We start from the raw sequence: 17,234 nt of genomic DNA on the forward strand, positions 1-17,234 counted from the left end.
AGAAAGGCGAGTACGAACATAGTCTTTAATATCCTAAATTTTTCAAATTATATACTGTTCTTCTATATAATATGAAATTAATTATATATGGCTTATAAGACGTGCTTTGCAGAAACTGCTTGTAAGAACCATATAAATGTGAAAAATAATGGTTAAAATTAGTGTCATTATTCCAACCTGGAATAGAGCGGAAACACTGGGTAAAGCTATTTCAAGCGCCTTAAACCAGACCCTTTCTCCTTATGAAGTCATAGTGTGTGGGGTTGACGGTTCACCTGATCAAAAAGTTGTTAATTCGATAAAGGATCCTCGCGTGCGGTGGATAGAAGGCGGAAAAGATGGGTTTGCATCAATTCCTCGCAATAGAGGAATTAAAGCAAGCAAAGGTGAATGGTTAGCTTTTCTGGATAGTGATGATGAATGGCTGCCAGAAAAACTTGAAAAACAGTTCAAACGTGCTACAGAAACTGGGTGTGGTGCTTCATGTACTAATGCAATACGGTATATACCATCTCAGGAATATACAGGAGAATATGTAGATGACATTTTTGAGGATCAAATCTCTTTTCCTTTACTCCTTAAAGATAACTGCATTATCTGCAGTTCAGTTTTAGTTAAGAAAGAGCTTGTAGAGAAATCTAATTACTTTCCAGAAGATCACAAATTAAAAGTAGGAGAAGATTATGCTTTATGGCTGAGAATAGCTACGTTAACAAACTTTGCTTTTGTAAATGAACCTTTGTTAATATATAGGGATGATCCTCAAAATAGCATAAGAGCTTTCTGTCTTCCTTATTGGGACTTAAAAGCTAATGTTTTGAAATCTTTCATTTCATGGGCTGAAAATGAAAGTGTTGATAAAGTTAACAGAAAACATTTAGGCATGGCAAAAAAGTTGCTTCTCTATGTATATATAAAAAAGCTCTTAAACAATCTAATGGGAAGATAACCTGGATAAATATGCGAACTACTCCCTTATAAATGAGATGAAAAATATATAAATCTGGAGTATTGGATTTTGATGAGAAAAATTGATTTATACTGTGAAGGTGATTGCTGGGATCCAAAAGTATGGAGTGCAACTCCTTATGAACTTGCAACAACATTAAAAAAGTTGGGATTACTCCACAACACATGTAATGTCAATCCGATTGAAAATCAGAATTTTATCACCCAATATCTTTCCAAATTGCCTTATCTCTATTTTGACAAAAAAGGTGTTTATACCCTCCGGAATTCAATTCATCCAAGATGTTATAGAGCCTGTGAAAAAAAAGCCCTGGAATTTTATGAATCAAATCCAAAACCAGATTCGATAATTACAATTGGGCATCTTGCTATATTTCATAAAACTCCCTATTTTACTCTCCAGGATCTTGATACGAATACAGTTCTAAGATGGAGAAAAGAGAGAAAAACAACTTATATGCTTGATAGAATCCCAATATCTATACTGGAAGAAAATAAAAAAATTCAACAAGAAGTTTACGAAAACGCCGCAGGTATATTTGTTCCAAGTGAATGGATCAGGAAGAGTATCTGTTCATATATCAGTGAACCGCAAAAAGTTTTTACTACAGGAATAGGGCACAGATATTCTACAGTAAACCTTACCGAGGAAATTCTTAGGGAAAGATTCGAGAATCCTGTATTATTATTCGTAGGTAAAGATGGAATTAGAAAGGGAATTGATGCTGTTATAGAGGCTTTTCAACAGATAAAAGATGAATTCAAAAATATGAAATTAAGAATTGTAACGAATCAGGAGTCACTACCAAAACAGGTTAAAAAATCCATAAATCGCATTCCTGAGGTTGAATTTTATAGCAACATAAGTCCAGAAGAATTAAGTGACATGTATATGAGTTCTTCACTGTTTGTAATGCCTTCTAGATTTGAACCATTTGGGAAGGTGTTCTTTGAAGCAATGGCTTTTGGATTACCTGTTATAGGAGCAAATCACTGCGCAATGCCCGAATTTATAACTAATAACTACAATGGTTATACACCTTCAGTTAACTCTGAGGAAATTACAGAAAAAATAAAACAGGTTTTTAAGTCTTTTGAAACTTATAGAAAGCTCTCAAAGAATGCAATATCTGTAAGTGAAAAATATAGAGTGGAAAATGTGGTAGCAGAAATGCTTTCTATAATTGATAAATATTCGAATTAAGATATTTAAACATTAGAATTAAGGGCTCTGTAGAAATCCTCTAAATTCTGTTTTTACCCAAAAATTATAAAAATAAAATTGTAAAAATGCTCCTTAATTTTTTTGTCCACACAAAAAACAAAGGAGCAATTGCTATTGTCATCAAATAAGTATATTAAATTTATTGATCTCAGTCTTAAAACGGTTCAGTCTTCCAGACTGAACCTTTACTCCTGCAAATATTCCAAACGTGTTTATACTCAACATCAGCTTCTTGTTCTTGTTTTATTGAAGGAGTATATAAGTACAGACTACCGTGACTTTGTAGAACTTGTTGACCTCATGAACAGTATAAAGGAAAAACTTGACCTTGATAAGGTTCCTCATTACACTACTCTTCAAAAGTTTGTGTCCAGAATTCCCTCTTCATTGTTTAACCTAATTTTGTCAAAAACTCTAAAACTATTTTACTCACATGGAGAAAAAGTTCTCATTACGGCAATTGATGCAACAGGATTTACGAGTTCTTATGCAAGTCATTATTATTCTAAGAGAACAGGGAAGCTCCGAAGGAGCTTCCTTAAAACTTCAATATCAGTAGACACTATTAAAAAAGTAATATTAGGATGGAAAATTAGCCAAAAAACAGATCATGATGTCAAGCATGCAAAGACTCTGATAAGACAATCAAACAAGTCAAGAAAGTCTCAATGTTATGTGATGGATAAAGGATATGATTCCGAAGAAATTCATACTCTAATAAGAGAAGAGATAAAAGCAGATTCAATAGTACCTTTGAGAGAAAGAAAAAGAAAGAGAATAAACGGAAAATATAGAAAACAATTAAACAAAGACTTTGATAAGATCAAATACAATAGAAGGAATATAGTAGAGACAATAATATCTGTTGTAAAAAGAAAATTTGGAGAAACATTAAGAGCAAGAAAGGTTAGAAATCAAGTAAAAGAAGTAAAAGTTAAACTAATAGTCTATAATATAAACAAAAAAGTAATACAATTATTATGGATTAAATTAAGGATTTCTACAGAGCCGAATTAAGATATTCTAAATATTCAAATTAAGATATTTTAAACATTAGAATTAAGATATTCTAAATATTCAAATTAAGATATTTTAAACATGTGAATTAAAATACTAATTTATATATTTTGAAACAAAACTTAAAAATCAAAATTTATCGTAACGTAATGATTTATTGTTTGGAAGGGGCATTTTTGATTGATATATAAAAAGAATAAAATCTAATTTTGGTTAAAGAATTGGTGGCCTGCTCTTTGTCAAAAAATATTTTATATGTATATATGATGAGTATTCTGAAAAAAATATTTCCGTATGTAAAGAGAGTTCTTGAGAAACCTCTTATACTAGCTGGTAAATTTGCAGGCTCATTCTTTACTCCATTTTTTAGATCACAACTTTTTTTCCTTTTTCCTTTCTATCATATAGGAGGAGCAGAAAAAGTTCATTTAAAAATTACTGGCTGCCTTAAGGAGTATAACCCTGTTGTATTTTTTGCGGATAAATCAAAAAATTCTGCACTAAAAAAGCAATTTATGCAAAACGCTAAAATATTTAATCTTGGTTATTTGAACAATCCTCTCTTGATCTACTTCTGGGTTGGCGTATTATCTACAGTTTTCAATAGTAATAAAAATTGCACGGTTTTTGGATGTAATAATCTACTCTTTTACAGGCTGCTACCATATTTAGATCCCCAGATCCGCTGTATCGACCTCATACACGCTTTTGGGGGAGGAATTGAGAACTTCAGCCTTCCCTATGTTAATAGATTAGATAAAAGAATTGTCATTAATACACGGACATTGAATGATCTGAAGAACCAGTACCGTTCAAATGGTATTCCTGAGAAAATGAATGATAGGATTTTTTTAATCGAAAATTGTGTACAGATTCCAGAAAAACTAAGAAGAAAAAATAACGGAAATACACTGAGAATTCTGTATGTAGGCCGCGGTACCGAAGAGAAACGGGTGCATCTTATAGGAGAAATTTCTCAGATCTGCCATAAAAAAGGGATCTCAGTTGAATTTATCTTAGTAGGCGATATTATAAATTCGATTCCTAAAGAATATAGAAAGTATTGTAATTTTTTAGGGGAGATTGCAGATGAAAAAAGGATCTCAGAAATATACGATAATTCTGATATATTGCTGCTTGTATCGAGGTATGAAGGTTTTCCTTTAGTTATAATGGAAGCAATGGCTCATGGCGTCGTAACTATAAGCACCGATGTAGGGGGCATATCAGAGCATATTAGTAATGGATACAATGGTTTTCTTATAAAAAATGAAAGTGAAGATCTTATTGTAAAAAACGTATGTGATGTTATAAATGAACTTGCCTCAAACAGGCATTTAATGGAAAAGATTTCTACTGAAGCTTACAAATATGCAAAAATAAATTTTAACTGTGAGGATTTCTGTTCAAAATATAGAAATTTAGTTCTGGAAAAGTAACTGCTTCAGTTTTTCAAGTTATTTTAGAATGATTTTGAAAATAAATTATTAATTAATATTCTGCGGCTTAATACTATCAGGAAACAAGGTATCATATACGTTGATTTAATCCCGAAGTTCCTTAATAAAAAGATAATATGATTTCTTGCATAAAAATAGGTCTGTCTCAAGCTCCCGGATAGTCTGCAGCCACCTGTACTAACTTTGTTGTGATATGCTACTGCAGCCGGCTGAAAGTAAAATTTAAATCCTCTGTTAATTAGCCGCATGTTCAGGTCGCTTTCTTCACGGCAGTATGTGCCCTTATAGGCTTTTTCTTCATACCCACCTATAGACTGTAATTGTTTTGCTGGGTACAGGCAACAGGCGTGCCCCATCTCTACTTCTATAACATTTCCAGAATCCTGCCCATAATTATTAAAAATTTCACCAGTGAACTTATTTATATAAAATGGAACATTGCGTTTGACAGCTTCCTTATCTGGATTTGTGTTTTCTATCAATCTTGGAACAATAACGATATTAGTTGTATCAAAGGAATTGTAAGTGCTGACAAGTTTCTCTAAGCAGTTCTGGTGCAGAACCAGATCGTCTTCAATGAAGAACACCAGTTGACCTCTGGCTGCAAAGAGAGCTGTATTTCTATTGCGCGGGAGACCCAGATTGTGTTCATGTGACATACCAGTTATCTTGGAGTCACGGGTCATGTAATCTTTTATTACCTCGACAGTATTATCAGTTGAACAATCATCTGAAATCAAGAGCTCCCAATTGGTGTATGACTGGTTTAAGACGGATTCAATACAGACTCCAAGAACAGATGCTCTATTGTATGTCGGCAAAATTATTGATACCAGGGGGGTTTTATTCATAATATTCACCAGTTCTTTGCACCAGAGTCTGTATTTTCTTTTAATTTACTGTTATTTAAGTCTCCAATTTGTCTCCGTCTGCTCTTTCTAATCTTAAGGTGCTTTTATAACTCTTTATACACCCTCAAAGTTTTTCTTGCAGACTCATCCCAGCTAAACATTTTTGACCTTTTAAGCCCTTTCCTGATCATCTCTTTCTTGAGTCCATCATCAGTTAATAATTGATACATTTCTTCAACAAGTTTATCGGCATCATAAGGGTCTACAACTATGGCAGCATCTCCCACGACTTCCGGTAGAGAGGAGGTATTTGAGGTTATAACAGGAGTTCCGCAAGCCATTGCCTCTAAAGGTGGAATTCCGAATCCTTCATACAAAGACGGAAATACAAACAAATCCACAGCATTATATATTTCTGCCAGTTCTCTCTCTGACACATATCCCGTAAAGATGATATCTTTCTGTAAATTCAATGATTCTATTTGTTCCAGGAGTTTTTCTCTTACTCCCAGATAATTTGGTGTTCCAACCTTCAACAGTTTTACCTGTGGAATCTTATTTTTTAGTTTGCTGAATGAATTTATAAGTAACTGGATGTTTTTTCTCGGTTCTTCAGCCCCTACATAAAGGATTACCTTTTCAGTTTCTTCTATCCTGTACTTTTTTAAAGCTGCTCTGTTTCGGTTTGGGTAATACAAATTATGGTCTACAGCAGGAGGTATAATCTCTATCTGATCTTCCGGATACTTTATATACTTACTAATATCCTTTTTAGAAAATTCGGATACCGTAATTATTTTTTCTGCTTTTCTCAAACCTTTTGCATTAAGTTTCCAGATCGGATTTCGCGTGTTATAATATGCTATAGGTATGATATCGTGGCAGGTAACAATGGTTTTTTTTAAATCTACTAATTCCAGGAGAAATGCCAGATCCTGGCGGGTTATATGCTTAATGTTATCCCTAACTATTTTCTTTTTTACAATAAATGGGTACGCAAAACATTCGACAAGTTTATTAACCCCGGGTACTTTTGATATATTCGGATACTCTATTCTATTTAGTTTTACATTGTTTAACCTTCTATGGATTTCACTTTGATATTTTGACATTCCAAATATTTCATCTGTCTTCAGGCCATTTATATAATCAATTTCCATATTTCAGTTCCTTCAGGCCATTTGTTAACTAAACATAGCTAACTCTTTATTTTTATATTTCATTTAGAGAAAAAACGAGTACTTTAGCATCTCATCATAATATAACTCTATTTAATTACTAAAGCCCTATTTTTAATTCTGTATATATTGCTTCTCAATCCTGGCTGAGACCTCATTCCAATCCATTATGGTTTTATCTATCCTTGAATTTCCTTTTCTTTCCTCTTTCTCAAACTCTCTCAGTGCTTTTGCCACTTTTTCCTTTGTAACCGGATTCTCGATTCCAATACAGTTCTCCCCGTCCACAAACTCCTCAAGTGCGCTTCCTTTTGCCACAACACACGGAGTTCCTGCAGCCAGTGCTTCTGCAACCGTTATCCCATATGCTTCGTAAGAGGAAAGCATTAAAAATATATCTGCATCTGCATAGCACTTAAGTAATTCCTTTCTTGTGAGATCTTTTAACCATTCAACTCTTCCCTCAACCCCTAAATTTTTTGCCATGTTACGGAGTTCGGTCTCATATGGTCCTTTTCCGACAATTCTCAACTGGAAATTATGAAGTTCAGGCAAGCTCTGAATAATATACTGTACCCCTTTGTATTCTTCCAGGCGACCCACATAGAGAAGGTGTTTTTCTTTTCCGGTATTTCTGTTTAAGCTTTTTTCCGGTCGCCTCAAATTTTCAAATTCTTTTAGATTTATCCCATTCGGGATTTTCACGGTTTTCGCAGCAACCTTAAAATCTGATTCTACAAGCTTCTTTTCATACTCGGATACACATATCACGGAATCCGCTCTTGAGAAGATTAGCTTCCCAAGAAACCTGTACGGCTTATGCAATAAATTCCTGAATGCAGTATGACCGCGCCGGTGATAATGCGGCGTAAATATGAATTTTCCTCCATGTTTGCCCAGGGATGTGAAAAATGCGGGAAAAGCATGATAGCCGTGTGCGTGAATAACATCATACTTATGTTTTTTGAGATAACAGTAAATTTGAGGAGCAAAATAGTATGCATTTCCCGGGGCAAAAGACCTGAACCTTATTACCTTTACTCCGTTTATTGTCTCTCTTTTATTCAATCTTCCTGTGGGGTCCGTTGTTATAACCTCAACATCATGTCCTGCTTTAACCAGCCTCTCGCTAATTTCCTTGACGTGAGTTTCCACTCCACCTATATCAGGAAAGTAACGGGGACAGATCTGGGCTATTTTCAAGGCTGAACCTCTTTTACACTGGAATCTATACGGATTAATGCATTAGCTTAATATAAAGATAATGTGATAGTTTTAGGCAAATGAGATCTAACAAAAGCGTTTGCATAGTCGGACCTTCGAAACGTTTTTTGAGCGGTATCAGCTATTACACTATACGTCTTGCAAATGCCATGTCTGCGGAAAAAAATGTTTCAGTTGTCTGCTTTCGGCAATTGCTTCCAACTTCTCTTTTCCCAGGAAAATCCCATGTAGGGAAGAACATTTCCGACCTGAATTTCCTGCCGGGAATTCCTGTATTTGACGGCATGGATTATAACAATCCACTGACCTGGGTTCAAGCATACCAATTTCTTAAAGCCCAAAAGCCGGATATCATAATCTTGCAGTGGTGGACTTCTTCAGTTGCGCATATGCAGCTTCTGCTGAAGCTGTTTGCAGGTTTACTGCATAAACCGAAAATAATTATCGAATTTCACGAAGTGGTGGACCCTTTTGAAGAATCAATACTTCCTATCCGCATATACTCTAAAGCGGCAGGAAAATTGCTCCGCAAAAACCTTGACGCATATATTACTCATTCTGAATCCGATAAAGAGCTTATTGCAAAAAGATATTCTATTTCTCCTGAAAAAATCCATGTGATCCCACATGGGCTTTATGACCAGTATGGGGATCTGCTCGATATAAAAGAAGCAAGAAGAAGTCTCTCAATTAAGGACAATTTTGTTATACTTTCTTTCGGATTGATTCGAAGGTATAAAGGAATTCCCTACCTTATCAGGGCTTTTGAGCAGCTTCCTCCCGAGATTCTTGAGAAAAGCCGATTGCTTATTGTCGGGGAGATCTGGGAAGATCGCAAGGAATTACTTGACCAGATTAAAGCCTCTCCATCTTATAATCGTATTACACTGATAAACGAATACATTCCTGATGATAAAGTAAATCTGTATTTCAGTGCTGCAGATGTAGTTGTTCTGCCTTACCTGAGAGCTTCTCAGAGTGGAATTGCTCATATTGCCATGTCTTTTGGAAAACCTGTTATTGTTTCTGAAGTCGGCGGTTTGAAAGAATCTATGGCTAAGTATAAAGGAACTTTTTTTGTTCCTCCGGGAGATGTCGATTCTATCAGGAACGCTATTCTCAGCAAGTTCGGCAAAAGAGAACATTACGAAGCTCCCGATCAAAAATGGGATAAAATTATAAACTGTTACATTGAATTAATACAATCAGTTTAATTTTCTTTTTAGTACTTGTTCATTAATGTGTAAAGTTTACTTCTAAAAGGGATTATTATGAGTTCTCAGGATCATCCTGTATCATCATTGCAAGATAAAATAAGATCCAGCTTGCCTTATACCCTAGCAGTTGTGATAATTGGTTTTATATCTTTGTGGGTCAGAACCCTTCCTTCAGATGCTGTATTTTTACCTGGCGGGATTGTGAGATTCATGACCAACGATGCCTGGTATCATATGCGTACTTTATATGTCCTGCTTGAGAATTACCCCAACAGGATGTTTTACAATCCCATGACCAATTATCCTTACGGGAGTTACATCCATTTTGGACCATTATTCGACCAGATGATAGCTATTACTTCCTTTGTTCTCGGGATGGGTAATCCCAGTCCCCAGCTGGTTAATACCATAGCTGCGTATTTCCCTGCAGTGCTTGGAGCTCTTACTGTTATTCCGGTTTACTACATAGGAAAATACCTTGGCGGGCGTAAAACAGGGCTTCTAGCTGCGATACTGATTGCGCTTGCTCCCGGTCACTTTCTTCAACGCTCTCTCATTGGTTTTACAGACCATCATGTTGCCGAATCATTATTCAGTACTTTCTTTATGATGTTTTTCATGCTTGCTCTCATCTCGGCAAAGGAAAAAAAACTGCGTTTTGAAGATGTATTCAATAAGAACTTCCGTGTCCTGAAAGAGCCTTTACTGTACTCAGTTATTGCTGGTGTCATGTATTCCGCCTACCAGCTCTCCTGGCCAGGAGGTTCTCTTTTCCTCCTAATCACTCTCATTTACGCCATATTCCAGTATATCATTGACAATTTCCGCAATGAATCAAGCGATTATCTGGGATTTACGGGCATAGCCACATTTTTAGTAAGTGTTGTGCTCATCTTTCCTTTTGTGCATCCTGATATGGGTTTCTCGCTTTACTATTACTCCTGGTTCCATGTTGTCACTGCACTTGGGACACTGGCAGGTTTTGCAGCATTGAGTTTCCTTGAAAGGGAGTTTAAAAGAAAGCAAATAAAAGCTTATTACTTCCCTCTTCTCATCCTCGGAGCTGGAATTCTCGGGCTTGTAATTATCAAATTCGCGTCTCCCTCCCTTTATTCCCTGATTATACACGCCCCGACAACCATTTTCATGATCCAGAAGGGTGGACCCTCCACAATCGAGGAAGTTTCTTCAATATTTTACTATGACAAGGTCTTCACCCTGGAAAAAGTTTTTGGAAATTTCACGGCTACTGGTTTCTTTGCTTCTCTGCTGGGTATGCTTGTTCTGGCTGCAAACCTGTTCAGAAAACCAAAGCCTCAGGAAGTGCTGGTTCTTATCTGGAGCTTTCTTATTTTCCTTGCAATTTACGGGCAGAATCGGTTTGCATATTATTATTCTATAAACGTTTCAATCCTGAGTGCCTATCTGGGAGGACTATTGCTTGGTGCAGTAAAATGGGACATGCTCGAAGAAAGCCTCAGGACTAATATGAGATCACCTCAAGATATTCAGGGATTCCTCAAATCTATCAGGTTAGGGCATGTTCTTGCTATCTTTATCATAGTAGTCGTGTTAATTCTTCCAATGTACAGCACAGCTATGCTGTATACAAAAAGTGCAGGTAGTGTGCCTAATCCACCCTGGACGGAAGCTACCTTCTGGCTTCAGACAAATACCCCCGATCCCGGGATGGACTTCAACGCTATTTATGAAGCCCCGAAAGACGGGGAGCTTTTCGATTATCCTGATACTGCATACGGTGTTATGTCCTGGTGGGACTATGGGCACTATATCGAGTTTTTTGGTCACAGAATGCCCAATGCTAATCCTTTCCAGGCAGGTGTAGGAGGGCGCAGGGTGAGCATTGAGGAAGAAAACCAGCCAGGTGCTGCAAGCTTTTTTACAGCCCAGTCCGAAGAAGAGGGAAATGCTGTGCTTGAAGCTATAGATCCCAGACCTGACAAAGCAGGCGCACGTTACATAATGTCTGATGCCAGAATGGCCACGGACATATTTGGGGCAATGCCTGCCTGGACCCTTGATACTGAAGGGTATTATCAAACTATCTGGACAGGCAGAGGGTATGAGACTATACCTTCTACCCGATACTTCAATTCCATGGAAGCAAGGCTGCATATATTTGATGGAGATGGCTTGAAGCATTACCGTATGGTTCATGAGACCGAACCTTATCCTATAAGACCCGATGAAGTCTGGTACAAGCAGGTCTATAATCTTGTATTCGGAGGCAATATTCCGGTGATACATACGGGTTATGTCAAGATCTTCGAATATGTCAAAGGTGCAAACATAACAGGTACTGCATCCCCCAATGAAACCGTCAAAATAAGCGCTACAATCCTTACAGGACAGGGACGTACCTTTGAATACACGCAGTCAACAACTGCGGATTCTCAGGGCAGGTACGAGTTTACAGTACCCTATTCAACTGAGGGTCCGATTGAAGGCGAGACTCAATTCGATACTGCGCCTGTGGAACCCTACATTGTGAGTTACGGCAATACGACAAAAGAGGTTAGGGTAAGTGAAGAAGCTGTGTTAAACGGAGAAGAGATAAAGATCTAAAGAGAGATAAAAATCTAAATATTCCAGATATGCGGTCAGGACAACTCCTCACCATTTTTATTTTTCTCTGGCATTCATTATTTTTATTCTTCTCTGGCGTTCACCAGTACAAGATTCTTGCAGAATCTTGTAACCTTCAAGAATAATTCTTTCTTTTATAATTATGCGATTCGCTTTTGCATATACTTTTATATACTATTAATAAAGTTATTCCACATATATTAGGATGTCTCAGACTGAAATTGCCCTTGTGCCGCGTCTTTTATAGGGTGTCTTTTAGAAGACGCATTATTGTCCCATAGTAAATGGCTTGAGAGAGCCTGCCGATGGGACAGAGGAACAAGGATCTCATCGGAAATACTGGTATTTCCGATGATTTTCGTGACCGGCTTAGCAAAAACTGTCTAAAGTTCCCGAAAGTGAATTAGATAAAATTATAAATAAGCATATTGACTTTCTAAGTCAGACAATATTATTTATTTGATTTTCTTCCCCACAAATTATATATTTATGCAAAAATTTACCTCTTAAAAGGGATTATTATGAGTTCTCAGGATCATCCTGTATCATCATTGCAAGATAAAATAAGATCCAGCTTGCCTTATACCCTAGCAGTTGCGATAGTTGGTTTTATATCTTTGTGGGTCAGAACCCTTCCTTCAGATACCGTATTTTTACCTGGCGGGGTTGTGAAATTCGCGACCAACGATGCCTGGTATCATATGCGTACTTTATATGTCCTGCTTGAGAATTACCCCAACAGGATGTTTTACAATCCCATGACCAATTATCCTTACGGGAGTTACATCCATTTTGGACCATTATTCGACCAGATGATAGCTATTACTTCCTTTGTTCTCGGGATGGGTAATCCCAGTCCCCAGCTGGTTAATACCATAGCTGCGTATTTCCCTGCAGTGCTTGGAGCTCTTACTGTTATTCCGGTTTACTACATAGGAAAATACCTTGGCGGGCGTAAAACAGGGCTTCTAGCTGCGATACTGATTGCGTTTGCTCCCGGTCACTTTCTTCAACGCTCTCTCATTGGTTTTACAGACCACCATGTGGCTGAATCGCTATTCAGCACTTTCTTTATGATGTTTTTCATGCTTGCTCTCATCTCGGCAAAGGAAAAAAAACTGCGTTTTGAAGATGTATTCAATAAGAACTTCCGTGTCCTGAAAGAGCCTTTACTGTACTCAGTTATTGCTGGTGTCATGTATTCCGCCTACCAGCTCTCCTGGCCAGGAGGTTCTCTTTTCCTCCTAATCACTCTCATTTACGCCATATTCCAGTATATCATTGACAATTTCCGCAATGAATCAAGCGATTATCTGGGATTTACGGGCATAGCCACATTTTTAGTAAGTGTTGTGCTCATCTTTCCTTTTGTGCATCCTGATATGGGTTTCTCGCTTTACTATTACTCCTGGTTCCATGTTGTCACTGCACTTGGGACACTGGCAGGTTTTGCAGCATTGAGTTTCCTTGAAAGGGAGTTTAAAAGAAAGCAAATAAAAGCTTATTACTTCCCTCTTCTCATCCTCGGAGCTGGAATTCTCGGGCTTGTAATTATCAAATTCGCGTCTCCCTCCCTTTATTCCCTGATTATACACGCCCCTACAACCGTTTTCATGATCCAGAAGGGTGGACCTTCTACCATTGGTGAGGCTAGTTCCATGTTCTACCAGGGTGGCGTATTTACCCTGGAAAAAGCTTTTGCAAACTTCACTGTTACAGGTTTCTTTGCTTCTCTACTGGGTATGTTTGTTCTGGCTGCAAACCTGTTCAGAAAACCAAAGCCTCAGGAAGTGCTGGTTCTTATCTGGAGTTTTCTTATTCTCTTTGCAATTTACGGCCAGAACCGTTTTGCCTACTATTATTCCATAAATGTTTCACTCCTGGGTGCTTACCTGGGAGGCTTGCTACTTGACATTGTGAAGTGGAATGAACTTGATCAGAAGTTCAAAAATACTGTAAAATCGCCTGCCGATATTCCTGATGCTTTTAAATTTGTCAAAATACAGCAGGTGTTAGCAGTCTTGGCTATAGTAGTACTTCTGGTTTATCCGGCATACGGATCTGCAATGTTTCAGGCAAAAGGCTCAAACGACCCCAATGAACCCTGGCTGGAAGCGACCCTCTGGCTTCGGTCAAACACCCCCGATCCCGGGATGGACTTCAACGCTATTTATGAAGCCCCGAAAGACGGGGAGCTTTTCGATTATCCTGATACTGCATACGGTGTTATGTCCTGGTGGGACTATGGGCACTATATCGAGTTTTTTGGTCACAGAATGCCCAATGCTAATCCTTTCCAGGCAGGTGTAGGAGGGCGCAGGGTGAGCATTGAGGAAGAAAACCAGCCAGGTGCTGCAAGCTTTTTCACAGCCCAGTCCGAAGAAGAGGGAAATGCTGTGCTTGAAGCTATAGATCCCAGACCTGACAAAGCAGGCGCACGTTACATAATGTCTGATGCCAGAATGGCCACGGACATATTTGGAGCAATGCCTGCCTGGACCCTTGATACTGAAGGGTATTATCAAACTATCTGGACAGGCAGAGGGTATGAGACTATACCTTCTACCCGATACTTCAATTCCATGGAAGCAAGGCTGCACATTTTTGACGCAAACGGCATGAAGCATTACCGTATGGTTCATGAGACTGAGGCATATCAAACCAATGAGGTAGTGTATAAACAGGTCTATAATCTTGTATTCGGAGGCAATATTCCAGTGATACATACGGGTTATGTCAAGATCTTCGAATATGTCAAAGGTGCAAACATAACAGGTACTGCATCCCCCAATGAAACCGTCAAAATAAGCGCTACAATCCTTACAGGACAGGGACGTACCTTTGAATACACGCAGTCAACAACTGCGGATTCTCAGGGCAGGTACGAGTTTACAGTACCCTATTCAACTGAGGGTCCGATTGAAGGCGAGACTCAGTTCGATACTGCACCTGTGGGACCCTATGTAGTGAGTTACGGCAATACGACAAAAGAGGTTAGGGTAAGTGAAGAAGCTGTGTTAAACGGAGAAGAGATAAAGGTCTGAGGCAGTCGGAGTGTGCTATTGCTAACTCTACTGTCTCTCCTCCACTTTTCCTTATGCCTTTATTTTCTTGGTTCTATATTATCCGCCATGTTTTAAGTTAGACTTGCAAAATTTTGTCTCATTTTCGCTACCTAAATATACTATTAAAAAACTACCTGGCAGGTGAAGTATGATGGAAAATCCTATAATAGGTCGAGTCTGGAAATTTGGAGACGATATCGATACAGATGTGATTATTCCCGGAAAATACCTGCGAACCAAGGATATGCAGATATTTGCAGCTCATGCAATGGAAGGTATTGACCCGGAATTTGCAAAAAAGGTAAAACCAGGTGACATTATTGTGGCAGGCAAAAACTTCGGTTGTGGCTCCTCGCGAGAACAGGCTCCACTCGCTCTAAAACATGCGGGCATTGCCTGTGTAGTCGCAAAATCTTTTGCAAGGATCTTTTTCCGAAATGCAATCAACGTGGGTCTGCCCCTAATAGAAGCAGATATTGAATGTCAGGAAGGTGACGAGATTAAGGTTGACCTTTTAAAAGGCGAGGTTACAGTTCCAGGAAAAGGTACTTTCAAAGGAAACAAATTACCGGGTTTCCTGCTCCAGATACTTGCTGACGGAGGGCTTGTAGCTCACAGGAAAAAAGTCCAGAGTGAGCAAAAGGAATAACCTTATCTTATAAATATCGGAACCGAATCAAATTCGATTTTCACTCAGAGTAATCAACGATTCAGAAAAACAAATTATCCAAAACAATCGATACTTATGATTTTTCCTGATGAATATAAAAATGTGGGCGTGACAGAATCCTTCTGCCCGGGCACAGAAGAGCCAATCTATTTTCTGACTGACTATCTGATTGTCAAAAAAGGAGACCCCCTGACCGGCAACTCAGAGTATGCAATTTATCGTGTGAAAAAAAGCGGAGAGGGACTGCTCAGAAAGGTTGAAGCTCTTGAGACAATAGCCTCGGGAGAAGAAGTAGTGAAATATGATAGGGAGCTGAACATAAAAGACCGCGCACTCCTGATAGAAACTGCCGAGAAGCTCTGTACCGGCAAAGTGAACACGGTAATTTTCACAGGTGTAGATAAGCACGTTACTTTTGTCCATAAGCCTGACCTCTCAGGCATACTTGAACTCGAAATCCTTGATGTTGCTCCTCCTTATCCTTCCTGGCTTTCCCTGGTTATACGACGGCTTGAAGCCAGTGGAATCTTCGGGGATTTGCAGGTCAGGTTTACTGAAAAGGTGATTGATCTAAGGCAGTTTGAAGGGAAAAACACTGTTTTCCCATGCAGTGCATCTGGACTGGAAGGAAAATGCCTGGATTCGGATGTAATAACGGAGAACGGACATCTACTGGTAGGGTGCGAGATTTCAAAAACCCTTTTTGAGATGCGCTTTCCTGAACTTGAGTATTCCTTTGTAGATATCTGTCCTTTTAAATCTGAGATAGTTATGCCCTCAAAACCTTTCATTACGCGCTGCTGCAGGTCTGAGAACTCAGGGCTTGTAAAAATCTCGGGTTTTGATGGTGCTGTAGTCCACTGGGGAGCATCGGAGTACCAGGTTGCTGAGGCTGTTCGAAACCTTGTGAAGATGTTGAGGCAGGGTTCTGAGGACTTCAACCGCCAGCCTTGATTTGTTCACTGCGACTACAGCAAGGCTTATGCCCAATCTATTAGCTCTGCTTTTCCTTAGCACAATTAGTTTACAATAAATCCTCTCATTAATTAAAATAATCATCTGTTTTGATATAAATAATCCAAATTCAATATATATCTTCTAATATGAAAATATAATAGAAAACTCTATTATGTTTGAAAGCATAATTTCAGGGATTAATTTACTATGTTGCTCTTCGGTTAAGGGCTGTGGGGATGTTAAAGGTTTAAGATATTCACGTAGTCACAGACTACCGACTAATTAAAAGTAAAACCGAAGTTTTGGGGGGGTTGGTATTATGCTCTGGCTAATGCTTGCATGGCTTGCTGGGTTAATCATAGGAATTTTCTTGCTTAAGGTACTGCTTATAAAGGTTGCAGTGCAGGCTTCACTTGCTTATAATGCAATTCTTGGGCGTAATGTTCAGGCGAAGTATCAGCAGGTGGACACTATACCTGACTGGATTAAAACTCTCGCCGACGATAATATATACCAGCGTTATTCGATTAATCCTCCGCGCATTGTAGCACATCCAGCATTTTACAGAAGCGGTTTTAAGTTTTTTAATGGAGAAGACGGTAAGTATGCGGTTTCCTATGATGGCACCGGTAAATACACCGTCTACAGAAGGTTAAAGTCAGAGCCATCAGGTAATAGAGTAAAATCAGTGGTTGGGAGAAAGTCTAAAGCCAAAGTATGAGCCTGAGTTTTGGCTCAAGCACAAGTTGTGGCGCACTCGTTGCGCCCGTCGATAATGCCGAATAAGATTTTGG

General features: G+C 38.5%; 13 protein-coding genes. 10 read left to right on the forward strand and 3 right to left on the reverse strand.

Going from position 1 to position 17,234, the window contains the following annotated elements; genetic code table 11:
* The first annotated feature begins 148 nt into the window (after positions 1-148).
* The 4 genes from MSTHT_RS12570 to MSTHT_RS12585 all read left to right on the forward strand — a co-directional run bounded on the left by MSTHT_RS12570 (position 149) and on the right by MSTHT_RS12585 (position 4,650).
* A complete protein-coding gene (locus MSTHT_RS12570; protein ID WP_052721893.1) occupies positions 149-949 on the forward strand; it encodes a glycosyltransferase family 2 protein in 801 nt (266 codons plus the stop codon).
* A 72-nt stretch (positions 950-1,021) separates the two neighbouring features.
* Positions 1,022-2,173 (forward strand): glycosyltransferase family 4 protein, encoded by a 1,152-nt coding sequence (locus tag MSTHT_RS12575; protein WP_048168077.1) that lies wholly within the window; start codon positions 1,022-1,024, stop codon positions 2,171-2,173.
* Positions 2,174-2,308: 135 nt separating this feature from the next.
* Positions 2,309-3,211 (forward strand): IS5 family transposase, encoded by a 903-nt coding sequence (locus MSTHT_RS12580; protein ID WP_048168078.1) that lies wholly within the window; start codon positions 2,309-2,311, stop codon positions 3,209-3,211.
* A 236-nt stretch (positions 3,212-3,447) separates the two neighbouring features.
* A complete protein-coding gene (locus MSTHT_RS12585; RefSeq protein ID WP_052721894.1) occupies positions 3,448-4,650 on the forward strand; it encodes a glycosyltransferase family 4 protein in 1,203 nt (400 codons plus the stop codon).
* 23 nt (positions 4,651-4,673) lie between these two features.
* Here MSTHT_RS12585 and MSTHT_RS13820 read toward each other — a convergent pair whose 3' ends face one another.
* From MSTHT_RS13820 to MSTHT_RS12600, 3 genes are all read right to left on the reverse strand, one after another.
* A complete protein-coding gene (locus MSTHT_RS13820) occupies positions 4,674-5,522 on the reverse strand; it encodes a glycosyltransferase family 2 protein (protein ID WP_052721895.1) in 849 nt (282 codons plus the stop codon).
* A 104-nt stretch (positions 5,523-5,626) separates the two neighbouring features.
* Positions 5,627-6,682 carry a glycosyltransferase family 4 protein gene (locus MSTHT_RS12595; RefSeq protein ID WP_048168079.1) on the reverse strand — a complete coding sequence of 352 codons (1,056 nt, stop codon included), beginning with the start codon at positions 6,680-6,682 and terminating at the stop codon, positions 5,627-5,629.
* Between the two features lie 132 nt (positions 6,683-6,814).
* Positions 6,815-7,903 carry a glycosyltransferase family 4 protein gene (locus tag MSTHT_RS12600; RefSeq protein WP_048168080.1) on the reverse strand — a complete coding sequence of 363 codons (1,089 nt, stop codon included), beginning with the start codon at positions 7,901-7,903 and terminating at the stop codon, positions 6,815-6,817.
* 80 nt (positions 7,904-7,983) lie between these two features.
* On the opposite strand from MSTHT_RS12600, the gene MSTHT_RS12605 reads away from it, so the two are divergent.
* The 6 genes from MSTHT_RS12605 to MSTHT_RS12630 all read left to right on the forward strand — a co-directional run bounded on the left by MSTHT_RS12605 (position 7,984) and on the right by MSTHT_RS12630 (position 17,161).
* Positions 7,984-9,138, forward strand: a complete 1,155-nt coding sequence (locus MSTHT_RS12605) for a glycosyltransferase family 4 protein (protein WP_048168081.1) — start codon at positions 7,984-7,986, stop codon at positions 9,136-9,138.
* 57 nt (positions 9,139-9,195) lie between these two features.
* The gene (locus MSTHT_RS12610) at positions 9,196-11,727 is read left to right on the forward strand and encodes an oligosaccharyl transferase, archaeosortase A system-associated (protein WP_048168082.1); all 2,532 of its coding nucleotides are present in this window, start codon (positions 9,196-9,198) and stop codon (positions 11,725-11,727) included.
* A 542-nt stretch (positions 11,728-12,269) separates the two neighbouring features.
* Entirely contained in the window at positions 12,270-14,792 is a 2,523-nt protein-coding gene (locus MSTHT_RS12615; RefSeq protein ID WP_048168083.1) for an oligosaccharyl transferase, archaeosortase A system-associated, read from the forward strand.
* Positions 14,793-14,961: 169 nt separating this feature from the next.
* A complete protein-coding gene (gene hacB, locus MSTHT_RS12620; RefSeq protein WP_269429857.1) occupies positions 14,962-15,462 on the forward strand; it encodes a homoaconitase small subunit in 501 nt (166 codons plus the stop codon).
* A 96-nt stretch (positions 15,463-15,558) separates the two neighbouring features.
* Positions 15,559-16,437, forward strand: a complete 879-nt coding sequence (locus MSTHT_RS12625) for a DUF7714 family protein (RefSeq protein WP_048168085.1) — start codon at positions 15,559-15,561, stop codon at positions 16,435-16,437.
* Positions 16,438-16,759: 322 nt separating this feature from the next.
* The gene (locus tag MSTHT_RS12630) at positions 16,760-17,161 is read left to right on the forward strand and encodes a hypothetical protein (RefSeq protein ID WP_048168086.1); all 402 of its coding nucleotides are present in this window, start codon (positions 16,760-16,762) and stop codon (positions 17,159-17,161) included.
* The last annotated feature ends 73 nt before the right edge of the window (positions 17,162-17,234 follow it).

This window comes from Methanosarcina thermophila TM-1 (assembly GCF_000969885.1).
GTDB lineage: Archaea > Halobacteriota > Methanosarcinia > Methanosarcinales > Methanosarcinaceae > Methanosarcina > Methanosarcina thermophila.